This window comes from Streptomyces sp. NRRL B-3229 (assembly GCF_000719505.1).
GTDB classification, from domain to species: Bacteria; Actinomycetota; Actinomycetes; order Streptomycetales; family Streptomycetaceae; genus Streptomyces; species Streptomyces griseorubiginosus.
In genome coordinates this window covers 282,365-298,006 of the sequence record NZ_JOGP01000007.1, presented here as the reverse complement: position 1 = coordinate 298,006, position 15,642 = coordinate 282,365, and the positions used below count along the sequence as shown (strand labels likewise).

Annotated in this window: 13 protein-coding genes; 8 read left to right on the top strand and 5 right to left on the bottom strand. The window is 69.9% G+C overall.

All coding sequences use genetic code 11. From position 1 onward, the window contains the following. Positions 1–29: 29 nt before the first annotated feature. Together IF54_RS0113235 and IF54_RS0113230 are read right to left on the bottom strand one after the other, a co-directional pair. Entirely contained in the window at positions 30–266 is a 237-nt protein-coding gene (locus IF54_RS0113235) for a DUF7683 domain-containing protein (RefSeq protein WP_020140327.1), read from the bottom strand. After that, on the bottom strand, positions 263–3,727 hold the full coding sequence (locus tag IF54_RS0113230) for a colicin E3/pyocin S6 family cytotoxin (RefSeq protein WP_037819971.1): 3,465 nt from the start codon (positions 3,725–3,727) through the stop codon (positions 263–265). The genes IF54_RS0113235 and IF54_RS0113230 overlap by 4 nt, the downstream gene beginning before the upstream one ends. 684 nt (positions 3,728–4,411) lie before the next feature. On the opposite strand from IF54_RS0113230, the gene IF54_RS41085 reads away from it, so the two are divergent. The 4 genes from IF54_RS41085 (at position 4,412) to IF54_RS0113210 (ending at position 8,208) form a co-directional block, all read left to right on the top strand. Beyond that, positions 4,412–4,666: a hypothetical protein gene (locus tag IF54_RS41085; RefSeq protein ID WP_234438973.1), complete on the top strand. Its 255-nt coding sequence runs from the start codon at positions 4,412–4,414 to the stop codon at positions 4,664–4,666. Between the two features lie 61 nt (positions 4,667–4,727). Further along, complete coding sequence (locus tag IF54_RS0113220) at positions 4,728–6,311, top strand: trypsin-like serine protease (RefSeq protein WP_159002120.1); 1,584 nt, start codon at positions 4,728–4,730, stop codon at positions 6,309–6,311. 105 nt (positions 6,312–6,416) lie between these two features. After that, positions 6,417–7,268, top strand: a complete 852-nt coding sequence (locus IF54_RS0113215; RefSeq protein ID WP_030317894.1) for a DUF5707 domain-containing protein — start codon at positions 6,417–6,419, stop codon at positions 7,266–7,268. Positions 7,269–7,401: 133 nt separating this feature from the next. Beyond that, positions 7,402–8,208: a hypothetical protein gene (locus tag IF54_RS0113210; RefSeq protein ID WP_030317893.1), complete on the top strand. Its 807-nt coding sequence runs from the start codon at positions 7,402–7,404 to the stop codon at positions 8,206–8,208. Between the two features lie 120 nt (positions 8,209–8,328). Here IF54_RS0113210 and IF54_RS0113205 read toward each other — a convergent pair whose 3' ends face one another. Then, the gene (locus IF54_RS0113205; RefSeq protein ID WP_030317892.1) at positions 8,329–10,716 is read right to left on the bottom strand and encodes an HAD-IC family P-type ATPase; all 2,388 of its coding nucleotides are present in this window, start codon (positions 10,714–10,716) and stop codon (positions 8,329–8,331) included. A 112-nt stretch (positions 10,717–10,828) separates the two neighbouring features. Continuing rightward, positions 10,829–11,092, bottom strand: a complete 264-nt coding sequence (locus IF54_RS0113200) for a DUF2530 domain-containing protein (RefSeq protein WP_028810082.1) — start codon at positions 11,090–11,092, stop codon at positions 10,829–10,831. Between the two features lie 112 nt (positions 11,093–11,204). On the opposite strand from IF54_RS0113200, the gene IF54_RS0113195 reads away from it, so the two are divergent. Next, positions 11,205–12,599, top strand: a complete 1,395-nt coding sequence (locus IF54_RS0113195) for an NCS2 family permease (RefSeq protein ID WP_030317891.1) — start codon at positions 11,205–11,207, stop codon at positions 12,597–12,599. Between the two features lie 37 nt (positions 12,600–12,636). On the opposite strand, the gene IF54_RS0113190 is transcribed toward IF54_RS0113195, so the two are convergent. Further along, positions 12,637–12,825, bottom strand: a complete 189-nt coding sequence (locus IF54_RS0113190) for a hypothetical protein (protein ID WP_020140336.1) — start codon at positions 12,823–12,825, stop codon at positions 12,637–12,639. A 145-nt stretch (positions 12,826–12,970) separates the two neighbouring features. Here IF54_RS0113190 and IF54_RS0113185 point away from each other — a divergent pair, with 145 nt between their 5' ends. From IF54_RS0113185 to thpR, 3 genes are all read left to right on the top strand, one after another. Continuing rightward, the gene (locus tag IF54_RS0113185) at positions 12,971–13,408 is read left to right on the top strand and encodes a MarR family winged helix-turn-helix transcriptional regulator (RefSeq protein WP_030317889.1); all 438 of its coding nucleotides are present in this window, start codon (positions 12,971–12,973) and stop codon (positions 13,406–13,408) included. A gap of 97 nt (positions 13,409–13,505) precedes the next feature. Next, a complete protein-coding gene (locus tag IF54_RS0113180; protein ID WP_030317888.1) occupies positions 13,506–14,780 on the top strand; it encodes an MFS transporter in 1,275 nt (424 codons plus the stop codon). A 199-nt stretch (positions 14,781–14,979) separates the two neighbouring features. Then, positions 14,980–15,552, top strand: a complete 573-nt coding sequence (thpR, locus tag IF54_RS0113175; protein ID WP_030317886.1) for an RNA 2',3'-cyclic phosphodiesterase — start codon at positions 14,980–14,982, stop codon at positions 15,550–15,552. The last annotated feature ends 90 nt before the right edge of the window (positions 15,553–15,642 follow it).

The following is a 15,642-nucleotide window of genomic DNA, read 5'->3' as shown; positions in this document are numbered from 1 at the left end:
GCCCTGACGGACGGCCCCTGTCTGTTCTGTCAGTCCGCCTCGGTCTCGAGGAAGTACTCGTACTTCTCCAGGTCGAGCGCGATACCGGTCAGCTCCTGCACCCGCTCGGCGTGCTCCTGCGTCAGCGGGTACACGTCGGTCAGCAGCTCGGGCGCCATGCCCAGGAGCTCTCCCCAGGCCTGTGCGCCGACGGCGCTGGTGTCGGTCGAGGAGAGCAGTTGGTCGCCGTCCTTGGGATAGCGGGTGACCAGGTAGTACACCGTCACGGCGTCACCTTCCGGGTGGGATTCGCGGGCTTGGTCTGCGCCCCAGTATTGGGGTCGAACTCCCCGAGGTGCTTGCCGCGCTTGTTGTACTTCTCGACCGCGCCGTGCTGGGAGTCCCACTCGTAGATCTCTCCCGACTTGGGGTCCTTCCAGCGCTTGCGGATACCGCCGCCGCCCTGGACGGGCGTCTTGCCCTTGGCCGGCGTGGCCTTGGGGAATCCCGGCAGGCCTCCCTTCGGTGCCGGAACCGGACCGGTCTGCACCTTCTGCACGGCGCTGCTCTTGCTCTGCGCCTCGCGCAGCGCCTGGCCCAGGCCGTCGTTGAAGCGGCCGATACCGTCGGCGCTGGTGAACCCGCCCCCGACGGCCAGGGTCGTGCTCGCGGCGATCGCCGGTGCGCCGGCGAGGCAGCCGATGCCGGTGATGCAGAGGGCACCGCCTGCGAAGTCGCCGGACGCGCCGACGCCCATCATCAGGACTCCGGTGCCCGTCTCGGCGAGCCCGCCCCAGACGTCCGGGTTGGTGAGGATCGCCTCGCCGTAGACGAGGACGGTGTCCGCCTTGTCCTCGAGCCAGTCCGGGATCCAGCCGTCGTCCTGCTCCTGCGGGCCCTCCGGGTCCGGAGCGTTGCGCCAGGCCTCCTCGGTCTTGCGGTACTCGGCCTCTTCCGCCAGCTGCTTGGAGACCGCGGTCTGGAAGGCCTCCAGCATGGCCTTGCCGGCCGCCGCGGAGTCCTTGCCCGCGGCCGTCGCCGACGCCCGCGCCTCACGGGCCGCGCTCCACGCCTCGTCGGCGGAGCCCTGGGCCCAGTTCGCGGAGAGCTGCGCCTCGGCGGCCGAGGAGATGGCCCGCGCCGCCGCCGCGTGGGCGTCGGCCTCCGCGGCACGCGCGGTACGGGCCGAGGCCGCGGCGTTCGCCGCGGACGTCTCCGCCTCCTTGGCGGACTTGAGGGCGTCGTCGGCGTAGCCCTTGGCGGCCTTCGCCGAGGCGTCGGCCTGCTTGGCGTACTCGGTGGCCTCGGCGGCGGCCTTGCGGGCCGTCGCGGCGACCTTGCCTGCGTCCGCCGCGTTCTTCTGCGCGGTGGCGGCCACCGAGGCGGCTTCGGAGATCATCTGCTGGAGCAGGGCCACATGGCCGGCGGCCAGCTGATCCTTGCGCAGCGCCTGGTACTGACCCCGCTGGATGAAGGAGTGCAGCAGCGGGGCGGGGCCCTCCAGCGCGATCCGGGCGGCGGACCTGACCTCGGGGCCGCCGCTGTCGATGAGCTGCGCTGCCCGCACCCGCTCGTCCTCGGTGCGTGCCGTGTACTGACCGTCGACGACGAAGGCGCGGTACTTGTTCACGGAGCCGGAACTCAACGCCGAGCGCCCGGCGCTCTGGACGCTGGGGCCACCGCCGGAGATCACCTTCGAGACGTAGACGCGCAGGTCGTCGGCCATCGCCTCGTACTGACCGGTCTCCACGAAGGAGCTGACCTCGGCGGTACCGCCGCTCAGCGCCTGCTCGGCCCCGTTGCGGACGGCGGCCGCCGGAGACTCCAGGGCCAGTGTCTCCACCCGCGACCGTTCGTCGTCCCGTACCGCCTCGACCCGGCCGGAGCGCAGGTACGACACCACGTCGGCGGTGTCACCGGAGAGCGCCTGCCCGGCCGCCGTACGGCTCCAGGGGCCACGGGTCTTCAGCGTGCGCAGGGCGACCTCGCGGCCTTCGACGGCCAGCTTCTGCTGGTCCGCGTCCGGAGCGGAGGCGGCCGTGCTCAGGCGCCGGGCATCCGCCTCGAGGTCCGCGGAAGCCTGCGCCACGCGGTCCTGCGCCGCCTGCTGCCGCTCTTCCTGCGCTTTGAGCTGCCGGGCCAGCGCCACGGCCTCGTTCGTACGGGCGGTCAGTTCCTCCGCCTCGATCTGACGGGCCAGGGTGAACACCGACTTGGCCCGGGCCACGGCCGAACTCGACGCATCCGCGGCTTCCTTGGCGGCCTTGGCGTGGGCCGTCGCCTCGGCGGCCGCCTTTCCCGCCTCCACGGCGTGGTCGGCTGCATCGTTGGCCGCCTTGGCGGCGTTCTCCGCGTGCGTGGCGGCCGAGTTGGCCGCGTCACGTGCCTCGTTCGCAGCCGTGGCCGCCTTGCGGGCCAGGCTCTCGGCGGCGTTCGCGGCGCGTGTGGCCTCCGCCGCCTGTGCGCGGGCGGCAGCAGCCGCGGCACTGGCCTCCGCGGAACTCGTGCCGGCCTGATCCGCGAACCGACTGGCGTCGGACGCGGCATCGGCGGCGGCGTTGGCATTGCTACCGGCGCTCGTGGCGGCCCGTGCCGCGTCCCCGGCCGCGGTCGCGGCGATACCGGCCTGATTGGCCGCGTCGGCAGCGAGCCTCGCGCCCTTGGCCGCCGCGTTGGCCTCGTCGGCCGCCTTGCGGGCGGCGCTCGCCTTGCTGTGGTCGGCCGCCGCGTCGGCGGCGGCTCCGCGTGCCCGGCTGGCGGCCTGGGCGGCGCCGGACGCGGCGGCCGCGGCCTGCGTGGCGGCACTGGCCGCCGTACGCGCCGAGTTGTTGGCGGCCCGCGCCGCGTCGATGGCCTGCTGAGCCGCCCGGGCCGCCTGGTTGGCGGCGGTGGCCGCGCGGGTGGCGGCGGACGCGGCCCGCACCGAGTCCTTGCGGGCGGCCTCCGTCTCGGCCGCGGCCTTCTGCGCGGCCTCCTTCGCGAGCGCCGATGCCGCGACGGCTCGCGCGGAGGCGTCCTTGGCCGCCTCGGTCTCCGCGCGTGCCTGCCGTCCGGCTTCCTTGGCCTGTGCGGCAAGCTGGGCGATCGTGGCGCGTTCCTGGTCTCTGGACCGGGCCACGAACTGGCCGACCTGGAGGAACTCACGGATGTCGGCTGCCGTCCCCTCCAGTGCCACCCGGCCCGCTGCCCGGACGTTGGCTCCGCCCGTGCTCACGATCTGGACGAGCTGGACGCGCTCGTCCTCCTCGCGCTGCGTGTACTGGCCGTCGTTCAGGAAGTCGGCCATGTCCTCGGGCGTGCCGGCCAGCGCGGCGCGGCCCGCCGTCTGCACGCCGGGCCCGCCCGCGTCGACGATCTGGGCGATACGGACGCGCTGGTCCTGCTCCAGAGGTGCCTTCCAGCCGTCCTTGAGGAAGGTGTTCAGGTCCCCCTGACTGCCGCTCAGCGCCTTACGGGCCGCCTCCTGGAGGCCGCGTCCGCCGAGGCCCGCGATCTGCGCTGTCTGCACCCGGTCGTCCTGGTACGCCGTCTCGGTCGCGACGTCGTTCAGGAAGTGCCGCACGTCGTCGTCGGCACCTGTCAGGGCGGCCTCCGCCGCGGCCCGCAAGCCGGGTCCGCCTGACTTCCACAGCTCCAGCACCCGGCCGCGGTCCGTGTACGCGCCACTCGCCGGACCGCCGTCGGCAGCGGGGGAATCCGAGGCGGCCACCGCAGGGACAGCGCCGAGCAGGCCCGCAGCGAGTGCCATGGGCAGCACACCCAGCGCGGTTCCGCGGAGGAGGCGTTTTGATATTCCGGTGGCATCGAACTGGTCAGTTCTTCGATTCACTGGGTACCCGTCTGTAATCGGCGACGACCCCCGAAATGCGAGTCGCCGAATGGTCGACGGGTAAGCATAGCTGCCTTCCTACCGAGCGGTAGCGGAGAATTCCAGGGTCGGGCATATCGGGCAATGCGGATTTATTGTAAGTGTATTGACGTTGACCGTTGCTATGCATATGCTGTGCCTCGACTTTGCTTCGGGAATGCTCGGCCTGACCAGCTGAGGTGGCACCCGGGCTTGCATCTTCAGGGGGTAGAACGGGGACCCGGTGCGCCTGTGCGCGACCGGCTTATCAGGGCATATCTGGCAGCCGTGGGTGGCTGCGGCCCAGTCATGCTTATTTTTCGAAGGGAATTCTCGGTGCCTTTTCGTGCCCGAAATCTCGCTCTTTCCGGAATCGCGATGGCGTGCGCCACGCTTGCCGGAATTTCCGTGGCTTCCGCCGATGACCCGCCGCAGTCTCCATCGACTGAAAAGCCGCCCGCAGCTGTCGAGGACTACGGTTATCCAGGAGCCGACCGAATCCTTGCCGAACAGGGAATCAAGCTGAAGAAGGGTGACGGACGCATTCTGCTCGCCGAGTGTTCCCCGGCCGCCCAGCAGATTCGAGTGCTGACCCGCAAGGACGACTCCGTGGGCCGGGCCGGCACCTACTGCTTCCGGGCGATCGGGAAGAGCGGCCGCCTCACCCTGGAACTTCCCCAGGTCTTCGCCGTGGAGGCCGCCGACCACCCGATCAGCGCCGACCTGACCGCAGGCGGCAGGACCACCACGGTCGCCGTGCCCCAGGGAGGCTTCGAATCCGTCGGTGAGGCGGCCGGAGGCGCGCCCTCCGTGCTCGTCGAGCTCAGGGTCACGGGCTGACCTGCCCGCATCCGCCCTGTACGCGCCCAGCTGACCGCAAGACTCCGGGATTCGAGGAAACGTGAAAGACGTCCGTCCGCGCAGAACGCGCATGGTGTGGGCCACTGGACTCGCGGCCGCCGGTCTGACGACCGGTCTTCTTGCCGCGGCGCCGGCCCAGTCCGCCATCGGCGACCAGGTCGCCGACAACGCCGACCAGTACACAGTCAAGGTCCATGTAGCCGGCGGCACCGACAGCGAACGAGCCTGCTCCGGCACCCTCGTCGACCCGCAGTGGGTCCTGACCGCCGCCAGTTGCTTCGCCGCCGACCCGCAGCAGTCGACCGCGCTCACCAGGGGTGTGCCGCCTCTGCCGGCCGTAGTGACGGCCGACGGCAACAAACCGACGGCCACCGCGCAGCGCAATCAGAAGGTCCAGGAGATCGTCCCCTATCCGGGCCGCGACCTCGTCCTCGCCCGCTTCAATCCGGTCACCGCCGACGACGCCATGGGCGGCCCCTTCCCGGACACCCCGTCCGCTCAGGTCAGCGATGCCACACCGGTCCAGGGCGACCAGCTCAGGGCAGTCGGTTACGGCCGGACCCAGATGGAGTGGACCCCCGACCACGCCCACACCAGTTCCTTCGGCGTGGACCTGGTGAACCCGACGACCCTCGCGATCTCGCCGGCCGCCGCCGGCGCGGCCCTGTGCAAGGGCGATGCCGGCGGTCCCGTGCTCAACAGCTCGGGTGATGTCGTCGGCGTGGTCAGCGCCTCGTGGGACGGTGGCTGCCTCAACTCGTCGGAGACCCGTACCGGTGCCGTGGCCACCCGGGTCGACGACATCGCGGACTGGGTCCAGCAGGTCAGGCTGACGAGCCGCCAGAAGCACATCACCAACGCCCTCGCCGCTGCCGACTTCGACGGTGACGGGCGCACGGACATCGCGGCGCTCCTCGACAACGGCACCGCGCAGCTCTTCCGGGGCCGCGAGGACGGGACGCTCCAGTTCGGCAACGTCATGGGCGCCCTGGGCCGGTCCACGCAGAAGCAACTCGTCGCGGGGGACTTCCTGGCCGACTCCAAAGGCATGGAAGTCGTCGCCGTCGGCAAGGACGGAAGCCTTTCCCTGGCGAAGCGGCGCCTCCTTTGGGGGCAAGTCCAGCTCTTGACCTGGGCTGTTTCCCCGCTCTGGACCGACGCCACATGGAAAGACGCCCTTCCGGTCGCCGCCCTGAAGACCGGTACCGCAGGACGTGACACCTTGCTGTTCCAGTGGCCCGACGGCTCCTTGTACACGTACAAGCGGGACGCGAACGGCGACCTCGTCAACCAGAAGAAGTCGATGTGGCCGGACAAGACGTGGAAGAAGAAGCTCATTGCCACGTCCGACTTCACCGGTGACGGGCGGGACGACATCGCCGCGGTCGCCGCGGACGGGGCACTGCACCTCTACACGGGCAAGGCCGACGGCACCTTCGACAAGGCCCGTTCGATGTGGCCCGACAAGACCTGGGGCAGCATGCGGGTCCTGCTCGGCGGCGACTTCGACGGAGACGGCAAGAGCGATCTCGCCGCCGTGACGACCGCGGGTGATCTGCGCCTGTACGTGGGCGACGGCAAGGGGGCGCTCGCCGCGAGCCGGAGCATGTGGCCGAAGGTCTGACCAAGGACTCGCAAAAATCAGCCCTGTCTTCTGCAACGCTTCACCCCGGACGCGCATCTGACCCCACGAGCCACCAGGCTCCACGACCAGCCCCTGGGGGAAGCCATGCGCATCCGCACGACCGTGGCCGCCGTTTCCGGCGGTCTCGTCCTCTCCGCCCTCGCCGTCCCGGTCGCCCAGGCCGACGGCGGGGGCGTGCACAAACCCACGGCCGCGGAGCGGTTCGGTGTCTCCAGAGCCGCGATGAGCGCCGCCGACGACGAGGAGCTGCCCGTCGTCTCCAAGGTGACGGTCAACGGCGGCAAGAGCATCGTGGCCGGTACGACGGGCGTGCAGACCTTCACGGTGTCGCTGACGGCCAGCCACTCCGCCGGTATTGAGGACGCGTACATCGACCTCTGGCACGGCAGGGACCGCACGCACGTGGACGGCGTGTTCCCTCCGAACGAGCAGAACGCCACCTGCACGCCGGTCAACGCCACGACCTCGGACTGCAAGCTCACCGTCACGATCGACGCCGGCCGCGAGCTCTTCATGAACTCGCTCGCCGGCACCTGGCATGTGACGGCCGCGGCGATCGCCGCCGACGAGGTCGGAAGCGAGTACTGGAACGACTTCTACGGGACCCACCGGCTCCAGCGTGCGTCGAAGCTCACCGCCGACGCCTCCCCGGAGCCGGTGAAGAAGGGCAAGACCATCACCGTCACCGGCAAGCTGACGCGCGCCAACTGGGAGACCAGGAAGTACACCGGGTACTCGACCCAGCCGGTGAAGCTCCAGTTCCGCAAAAAGGACTCCGACACCTACACCACCGTGAAGACCGTCAAGACCAACAGCAAGGGCGACCTGAAGACCACGGTCAAGGCCACGGTCGACGGGTTCTACCGCTGGAGCTTCGCGGGCACCTCCACCACCCCGGCGGTCAACGCCGCGGGTGACTTCATCGACGTCAAGTAGGTCGAGCCGAGGTAAAGCGTTGCGCATGTGCGAAAAAAATCACGCCCCACGTGTACAACCCGCCCCATGAGTCATGGATCTACGGAGTGAGTCATCAGACTCCGAGATCCTTCTCTCCTCATGGGGAACGCACATGCGCATACGCGCCCTCGTCCTCGCCGCCTCCGGCGCCGTGGCCCTCTCCGCCCTCGCCGTCCCGGCCGCGCAGGCCGCCACCCCGGCCGCCGGGCCCGCCGTGACCTTCTCCCAGCTGAAGGTCAACAGCGGCAAGAACATCGTGGTCGGCCCCACGGCCCAGGTCACCGTCTCCGCGACCTACACCGTGACCAAGCCCGCGAGCCTGGACCCGAACTCCTTCGCCACCCTGCCGGTCCTCTACCGTGGCGACACCCTCGGGCCGCACTCCGACGACCTGCTCGCCGGCGACGACGTGGGTACGTGCACGACGTCCTCCTCGACTGTGCTCAAGTGCTCGGCGAAGATCCAGTTCCGTCCGAAGTCCTCCGACCAGGACCTCGATCTGTTCAGCAGCGAGGCGGGCACCTGGAAGCTGGGCGCTCTCGCCGGCGACGCCGACGCCGCGACCACCTGGCAGGGCGGCCTCGGCACCACCCACCTCCAGCGCAAGGCCACCCTCACCACCGACGCCTCCCCGGAGCCGGTGAAGAAGGGCAGGACCATCACAGTCACGGGCAAGCTCTCCCGCGCCAACTGGGACACCAACAAGTACGCCGGCTACTCCACCCAGCCGGTGAAGCTCCAGTTCAAGAAGAAGGGCGCGACCACCTGGAGCACCCTGAAGACCATCAAGTCCAGCTCCACGGGCGCCCTGAAGACCACGACCAAGGCCACCGCCGACGGCTACTTCCGGTACGTCTTCGCCGGCACGACGACGACGTCCCCGGTGAACTCGGCGGCCGACTACATCGACGTCCGGTAGAACCGCGCCCTTAAGGGGCGCGGGGCGGAGTCGATGAGCGGCTCCGCCGCGCGGGCGCGACAAGCCACGACGGTGCCGCACGCGATATACGAGCGAACCCGTGACGGCTGAAGCCCGGCGCTAAGCGGACCCGCGGCGGTCGATCACCTTCCACAGCACCTCCAGGACGGCCGCCGCCACCACCGCGATCCCCACCGCGATCCACGGCATCGTCACCCCGACCAGCTTCAGCGCGAAGAAGTGCTGGAGCGAGGGCACGGCGAGGACGAGTACGAAGCCGAGGCCCATCGCCGCGACCAGGGCGATCCGCCACCAGGTGTAGGGGCGGGCGATGATCGCGAGGATCCACATCGAGATCAGGAACAGCGTCAGGGTCGCCGCGCTGGTCTCCGCGTCCAAGGCGTCCGCGCCCGTGTAGTGGTGACGGGCGATCAGATACGTGACGAAGGTGGCGATCGCCGCCACCACGCCGCCCGGGACCGAGTACCGCATCACGCGCCGTACGAAGTGCGGTTTCGCGCGCTCCTTGTTGGGCGCGAGGGCGAGGAAGAACGCCGGGACACCGATCGTCAGCGTGGACAGCAGGGTCAGGTGCCGGGGCAGGAAGGGGTATTCGACCTGCCAGCACACCACGAGGACGGCGAGCAGCACCGAGTACACGGTCTTCACCAGGAACAGCGTGGCGACCCGGGTGATGTTGCCGATGACCCGCCGTCCCTCGGCGACCACCGACGGCAGGGTCGCGAAGCTGTTGTCCAGCAGCACGATCTGGGCGACCGCCCGGGTGGCCTCGGAGCCGGAGCCCATGGACACCCCGATGTCGGCGTCCTTGAGCGCGAGCACGTCGTTGACGCCGTCCCCGGTCATCGCGACCGTGTGCCCGCGGGACTGGAGCGCCCCCACCATGTCCCGCTTCTGCTGCGGGGTGACCCGCCCGAACACCGTGCCCTCGTCGAGCGCCTTCGCCATCCCGTCCCGCTCGGCGGGCAGCCGGCGCGCGTCCACGGTGCTGCCGTCGAGGCCCAGCTTGGCCGCGACCGCCCCGACCGACACCGCGTTGTCCCCGGAGATGACCTTGGCGTGGACGTCCTGTTCGGCGAAGTACCGCAGGGTGTCGGCCGCGTCGGGCCGCAGCCGCTGTTCCAGGACGACCAGGGCGGTGGGGCGCGCTCCCCGGGCCGGCTCGGGATCGTCGAGGTCACGGCCGGCGCGGGCCAGCAGCAGCACCCTGAGGCCCTGCTCGTTGAGCTGCCCGGTCTCGCGCAGGGCGGGGTCGTCGTCGGCGAGCAGCACGTCCGGCGCCCCCAGCAGCCACGTACTGGACTCGCCGTCGCCCTCGCTGAAGGAGGCCCCGCTGTACTTGCGGGCGGAGGAGAAGGGCAGCGACTCGGTGCAGCGCCACTCCTCGACGTCCGGAAAGGCGTCGATGATGGCCTGGAGGGAGGCGTTGGGCCGCGGGTCCGCCTCGCCCAGGGCGCCCAGCACCTTGCGTACGTAGGACGCGTCGGCACCCTGGAGCGGCCTCACCTCGGTGACGTCCATGCCGCCCTCGGTGAGGGTGCCGGTCTTGTCGAGGCAGACCGTGTCGACGCGGGCGAGGCCCTCGATGGCCGGGAGTTCCTGGACCAGGACCTGTTTCCGGCCGAGTCGGATCACGCCGATCGCGAAGGCCACGGAGGTCAGCAGCACCAGCCCCTCCGGGACCATGGGCACGATCCCGCCGACCGTGCGCGCGATGGAGTCCTTGAGGTCGTTGTCCTTCACGAACAGCTGGCTGATGACCAGGCCGATCGCGGTCGGGACCATCATCCACGTCACGTACTTGAGGATCGTGGAGATGCCCGTGCGCAGCTCGGAGTGGACCAGCGTGAACCGGGAGGCCTCCTCGGCGAGCTGGGCGGCGTAGGCCTCGCGGCCCACCCGGGTCGCCTGGAAGACGCCCCCGCCCGCGACCACGAAGCTCCCGGACATCACCTGGTCGCCGGGCCGCTTGACCACCGGGTCGGCCTCGCCGGTGAGCAGCGACTCGTCGATCTCCAGGCCGTCGGCCTCGACGACCCTGCCGTCGACCACGGCCTTGTCGCCGGGCCCGATCTCGATGAGGTCGTCCAGGACGATGTCGGAGGTGCTGATCTCGGTCGTGGTCCCGTCCCGTCGTACCGTCGGGCGGGCCTCCCCGATCACCGCGAGCGAGTCGAGGGTCTTCTTGGCCCGCCACTCCTGGACGATGCCGATACCCGTGTTGGCGAGGATGACGTACCCGAACAGGCTGTCCTGGAAGGGCGCGACGAACAGCATGATCAGCCAGAGCACACCGATGATCGCGTTGAAGCGGGTGAAGACGTTCGCCCGGACGATCTCCGCGAGGGACCGGCTGCTGCGCACCGGCACGTCGTTGACCTGACCGCGCCCCACCCGTTCGGCCACCTCGGCCGCGGTCAGCCCGGTCACCGCCGGGGACGAGGCCGTCGTGGAGTCGAGTTCGGCGCCCGCGTCGATGTGCGTCATGCATTCGACGGTACGTGCGGTTCTGTGGCTTCACCCGGTGAGTGCCCCGAAGTTACGACCTGGGGAGGAGGGCGGGCCGGGCGGGTGATGCCCTGGTACTAGGGGACGTTCCTCACTCGGCAGCAGGGTCGGCGGCGGCCGCCCTCTTGATCGCCGCGTCCCGCTTGCGCACGTACCAGGTGCCGTAGATCCCCAGCACGCCCCCGGCGAGGCAGGTCCACAGCCACCAGGTGCGGTCGTGGTCCGCGAACCAGCCGTAGAAGGGCAGCTGCACGAGGAAGAGGACGAACCACAGGATGGTGCCGCCGGTGATCGTGGCGACCACGGGGCCTTCCAGGGGCTCCGGTGCCTCGTGCGTGGGTGTCCATTTGGCCATGGGGACAGCTTACGAGGCGATCACATCTACGCGCGGAGATGGCCGTCGCCCAAGTTATACGTTCATACTGAAACGGTTTGCGCCTGTCCACATCTGCTCGTAGGAACATCCAATGACGACCGCCCTCGACCGCTACTTCAAGATCTCCGAGAGAGGCAGCAGCCTGCCTCGTGAGATCCGGGGCGGGTTCGCCACCTTCTTCGCGATGGCCTACATCATCGTGCTGAACCCGATCATCCTCGGCAGCGCCAAGGACATGTACGGCCACCACCTGGACAACGGCCAGCTGGTGACCGCGACCGCCGTGACCGCCGCCTTCACCACGCTCCTCATGGGCGTGGTCGGCAACGTCCCGATCGCCCTGGCCGCCGGCCTCGGTGTGAACTCGGTCGTCGCCCTCCAGCTCGCGCCCCGCATGTCCTGGCCGGACGCGATGGGCATGGTGGTCCTCGCGGGCTTCATCGTGATGCTGCTGGTCGCCACCGGTCTGCGTGAGCGGGTGATGAACGCGGTGCCGTTCGGGCTGCGCAAGGCGATCTCCATCGGTATCGGCCTGTTCATCATGCTGATCGGGCTGGTGGACTCCGGCTTCGTCTCCCGCATCCCGGACGCCGCCCAGACCACCGTCCCGCTCCAGCTGGGCGCCGACGGCCACCTCAACGGCTGGCCGGTCCTGGTCTTCATCCTGGGCGCCCTGCTCACCCTCGCGCTGATCGTCCGCAAGGTCCCGGGCGCCATCCTGATCTCGATCGTCACGATGACGGTCCTCGCGGTGATCATCGAGGCCGTCGCCACGGTCCCGTCCTGGGGACTCACGACCCCGAAGTGGCCCGGCAACCCGGTCGCCACCCCCGACTTCGGCCTGATCGGCAAGGTCAGCCTCTTCGGCGGCTTCTCCCACGTGGGCGTGCTGACCGGCATCCTCTTCGTCTTCACGGTCCTGCTGTCGTGCTTCTTCGACGCGATGGGCACGATCATGGGCGTCTCCGACGAGGCCAAGCTCACCGACGCCCAGGGCCAGATGCCCGGCATCAACAAGGTCCTCTTCGTGGACGGCCTCGCGGTCGCGGCCGGCGGTGCCAGCTCCTCCTCGGCCACCACGGCCTTCGTGGAGTCCACGGCCGGTGTCGGCGAGGGCGCCCGCACGGGCTTCGCGAACGTGGTCACCGGCGGTCTCTTCGCCGTGGCCCTCTTCCTGACCCCGGTCGCCACCATGGTCCCGTCCCAGGCCGCGACCCCCGCACTGCTCGCGGTGGGCTTCATGATCCTGGCCAACTCGGTCCGCGACATCGACTGGGCCGACTACACCCTCGCGATCCCGGCCTTCGTGACGATGGTGATGATGCCGTTCACCTACTCGATCACCAACGGCATCGGCATGGGCTTCATCACCTTCGTGGTGCTGCGCCTGGCGGCGGGACGGGCCAAGGAGGTCCCGGTCGCGATGTACGTCGTCTCCGCCGTCTTCGCCTTCTACTACCTGATGCCGGCGCTCGGCCTGACGTGAGCCCCGCCAGCGTGAGCCCCGCCCGCGTGAGCCCTGCTCACGTCACCCCGTAGAACTTCTCCGTCTCGTCGACGGCGGTCTGGAACCGCTCGTCGAAGTCGTCTCGAATGAGCGTCCGGATCACATAGTCCTGGACGCTCATTCCCCTTTTGGCCGCATGGTCCCGGAGCCGCTCGAGCAGCTCCCCGTCTATCCGCAGGCTGAGCACGCTGGTCCCCATGAACACGAGGGTCGCCGCCGACGGGGAGTGGCGTTCACTTTCCGCTGTCGACTCACTCGTACGGGTGAAGATCGGGTTTCCGTGGCCGGAGTCACGGGAATCCTGGCGCACCCCAGCTTGTTTAGCGAGAGTAATGAGTTACGCTAAAGAGATGTCGGACCTCATCCATGGCGACGACGCTGCCGCCGTGAACGCCCTTCGCTCCGCCGTGATGCGACTGTCCCGTCGGCTCAAGCACCAGAGAGTCGACGAGTCGCTGAGCCCCACCGAGATGTCGGTCCTGGGCACCCTCACGATCTGCGGCAAGGCCACCCCGGGCGAACTCGCCCGCAAGGAGCACGTCCAGCCGCCGTCGATGACCCGCATCGTGGCACTCCTGGAGGCCAAGGGACTCGTCCGGCTGGAGCCGCACCCCGAGGACCGGCGCCAGAAGGTCGTCACCAAGACCGAGCAGGCCGAGGCCATGCTCGCGGAGTCCCGCGCCAAGCGGAACGCCTTCCTGGCCACCCTGGTCGACGGCCTCGACGAGGACGAGTGGGCGAAACTGCGTGAAGCCGCCCCCGTGCTGGAGAAACTCGCACACCTGTAAGCCGCGAAGAGGAGGCGAACGCACTTTGAGTACGGGACCCGGAACACCTTCCGCCCCCGCACCGATCCCTTCTACCTCTGTGTCCCGCAAGTCATCCATGTTCAGCTCACTGAAGGTCAGGAACTACCGCCTGTTCTTCCTCGGCCAGGTCGTCTCCAACATCGGCACCTGGATGCAGCGCATCGCCCAGGACTGGCTGGTGCTCAGCCTCACCGGCTCCGCCACCGCCGTCGGCGTCACCACCGCCCTTCAGTTCCTGCCGATGCTGCTCTTCGGCCTCTACGGCGGTGTCCTCGTCGACCGGCTGCCCAAGCGGCGCGCGCTGCTGTTCACGCAGTCCGCGATGGGCGCCACCGGTATCGCGCTCGCCGTCCTCACCCTGACCGGGCAGGTCCACGTCTGGCACGTCTACCTCGCCGCCTTCGCCGTGGGCCTCGCGACCGTGGTCGACAACCCGGCCCGCCAGTCCTTCGTCTCCGAGATGGTCGGCCCCGACCAGCTCCAGAACGCGGTCAGCCTGAACTCCGCGAACTTCCAGTCGGCCCGTCTCGTCGGCCCCGCGGTCGCGGGCGTGATGATCACCGGCGTCGGCACCGGCTGGGCGTTCCTCTTCAACGGCCTGTCCTTCATCGCCCCGCTCGTCGGCCTGGTGCTGATGCGCTCGCGTGAGCTCTACGTCGTCGATCGCGCCCCGCGCGGCAAGGGACAGCTGCGGGAGGGTCTGCGGTACGTGGCCGGACGCCCCGAGCTGATCTGGACCATCGTCCTGGTCGGGTTCGTCTCCACCTTCGGCTTCAACTTCCCCGTCTACCTCTCCGCCTTCGCCGACGACGTCTTCCACGCCGGTGCCGGCTCCTACAGCCTCTTCAACACCCTGATGGCCGTCGGCTCCCTCGCGGGCGCCCTGCTCGCGGCCCGGCGCGGCACCGCCCGGCTGCGCGTGCTCGTCGTGGGTGCGGTGGCCTTCGGCGCGCTGGAGATGGTGGCCGCGATCGCCCCCTCGCTGTGGCTGTTCGCCCTGCTCATGGCGCCGATCGGGATGTTCGGCATGACGGTCAACGTCACCGCCAACAGCAGCGTCCAGATGAGCACCGACCCGGCCATGCGGGGCCGCGTGATGGCCCTGTACATGATGATCTTCATGGGCGGGGCGCCGGTGGGCGCGCCGATCGCCGGCTGGATCACCGACGCCTACGGCGTCCGCGCCGGACTCGCGGCGGGCGGCGCCATCGCCGCGCTGGCCGCGGTGACGGTCGGCCTGGTCCTGGCCAGGGTCGGCAACCTGCGCCTGTCGGTGGGCTGGAACCGCGGCCACCCGCAGGTGCGGTTCGTCCCGCGCGAGGTGCAGGAACAGCTGGCCGCGGCGGCGTGAGTCCTGCGGTGGCGGCCTGAGGTCCACGGCAGGACGCGCCTGGCCGGCATTTGGCCCGGCCAGTCCCCGTTCGCCCCGGCGGAGCACGTCTCCGCCGGGGCGAAGCCGTCGGCCTCGACGGACCGGGCGACGGATTCCACCGTCCTCGGGCTCTGTGAGATGGTGATCTCCCTCTCCGCACGGTGACAGGCTGACCTCCATGAGACTCTTCGCCGCGGTGCTGCCCCCGCAGGATGTCGCCGACGAACTCGCGCTGCGGGTGGCCGAGTTGAGGAGGCTGCCCGGAGCGTCCTCGCTGCGCTGGACCTTGGCGCCGGGGTGGCACTTCACCCTCGCTTTCTACGGCGAGGTCGACGACTTCGTCGTGGCGGACCTGTCGGAGCGGCTGGAGCGGGCGGCTCGGCGGACGTCCTCCTTTTCGCTGGCCGTGCGCGGGGGTGGGCAGTTCGGGCACGGGCGGGTTCTGTGGGCGGGGGCCTCCGGCGATCTCGCGGAGTTGCGGTTGCTCGCCGAGCGGGCGGAGGCGGCGGGGCGCAGGGCCGGGGTGGAGATGGGGGAGCATCGGCGGTACAGGGCGCATCTGACGGTGGCGCGGAGTCGGGAGGCCGTGGAGGTACGGCCGTGTCTGGAGGTGCTCGACGGATTCACCAGTCGTGCCTGGACGGTGGAGGACGTCGCGTTGGTGCGGAGCAACCTGCCGGACTCGGGTGTGCCGGGGGAGCAGCCCCGGTACGAGGTGGTCGGTCGGTGGGCGCTGGGCGGGGGCGGTTAGTCTCGATGTGTGGACCCGAAGACGCGGAACCGGATCATGGCCGGTGTGCTGGTGATGATGTTCGTCGTTGTGGTGTTGGCTGCGGCGCTC

Excerpts from the sequence above, each read along its gene's own strand:
- IF54_RS0113180 (WP_030317888.1), top strand. The coding sequence starts at position 13,506 with ATGTTCAGCTCACTGAAGGTCAGGAACTACCGCCTGTTCTTCCTCGGC.
- IF54_RS0113210 (WP_030317893.1), top strand. The coding sequence starts at position 7,402 with ATGCGCATACGCGCCCTCGTCCTCGCCGCCTCCGGCGCCGTGGCCCTC.
- IF54_RS0113200 (WP_028810082.1), bottom strand. The coding sequence starts at position 11,092 with ATGGCCAAATGGACACCCACGCACGAGGCACCGGAGCCCCTGGAAGGC.
- IF54_RS0113195 (WP_030317891.1), top strand. The coding sequence starts at position 11,205 with ATGACGACCGCCCTCGACCGCTACTTCAAGATCTCCGAGAGAGGCAGC.
- IF54_RS0113205 (WP_030317892.1), bottom strand. The coding sequence starts at position 10,716 with ATGACGCACATCGACGCGGGCGCCGAACTCGACTCCACGACGGCCTCG.
- IF54_RS0113185 (WP_030317889.1), top strand. The coding sequence starts at position 12,971 with ATGTCGGACCTCATCCATGGCGACGACGCTGCCGCCGTGAACGCCCTT.
- IF54_RS0113215 (WP_030317894.1), top strand. The coding sequence starts at position 6,417 with ATGCGCATCCGCACGACCGTGGCCGCCGTTTCCGGCGGTCTCGTCCTC.
- IF54_RS0113230 (WP_037819971.1), bottom strand. The coding sequence starts at position 3,727 with ATGGCACTCGCTGCGGGCCTGCTCGGCGCTGTCCCTGCGGTGGCCGCC.
- thpR (WP_030317886.1), top strand. The coding sequence starts at position 14,980 with ATGAGACTCTTCGCCGCGGTGCTGCCCCCGCAGGATGTCGCCGACGAA.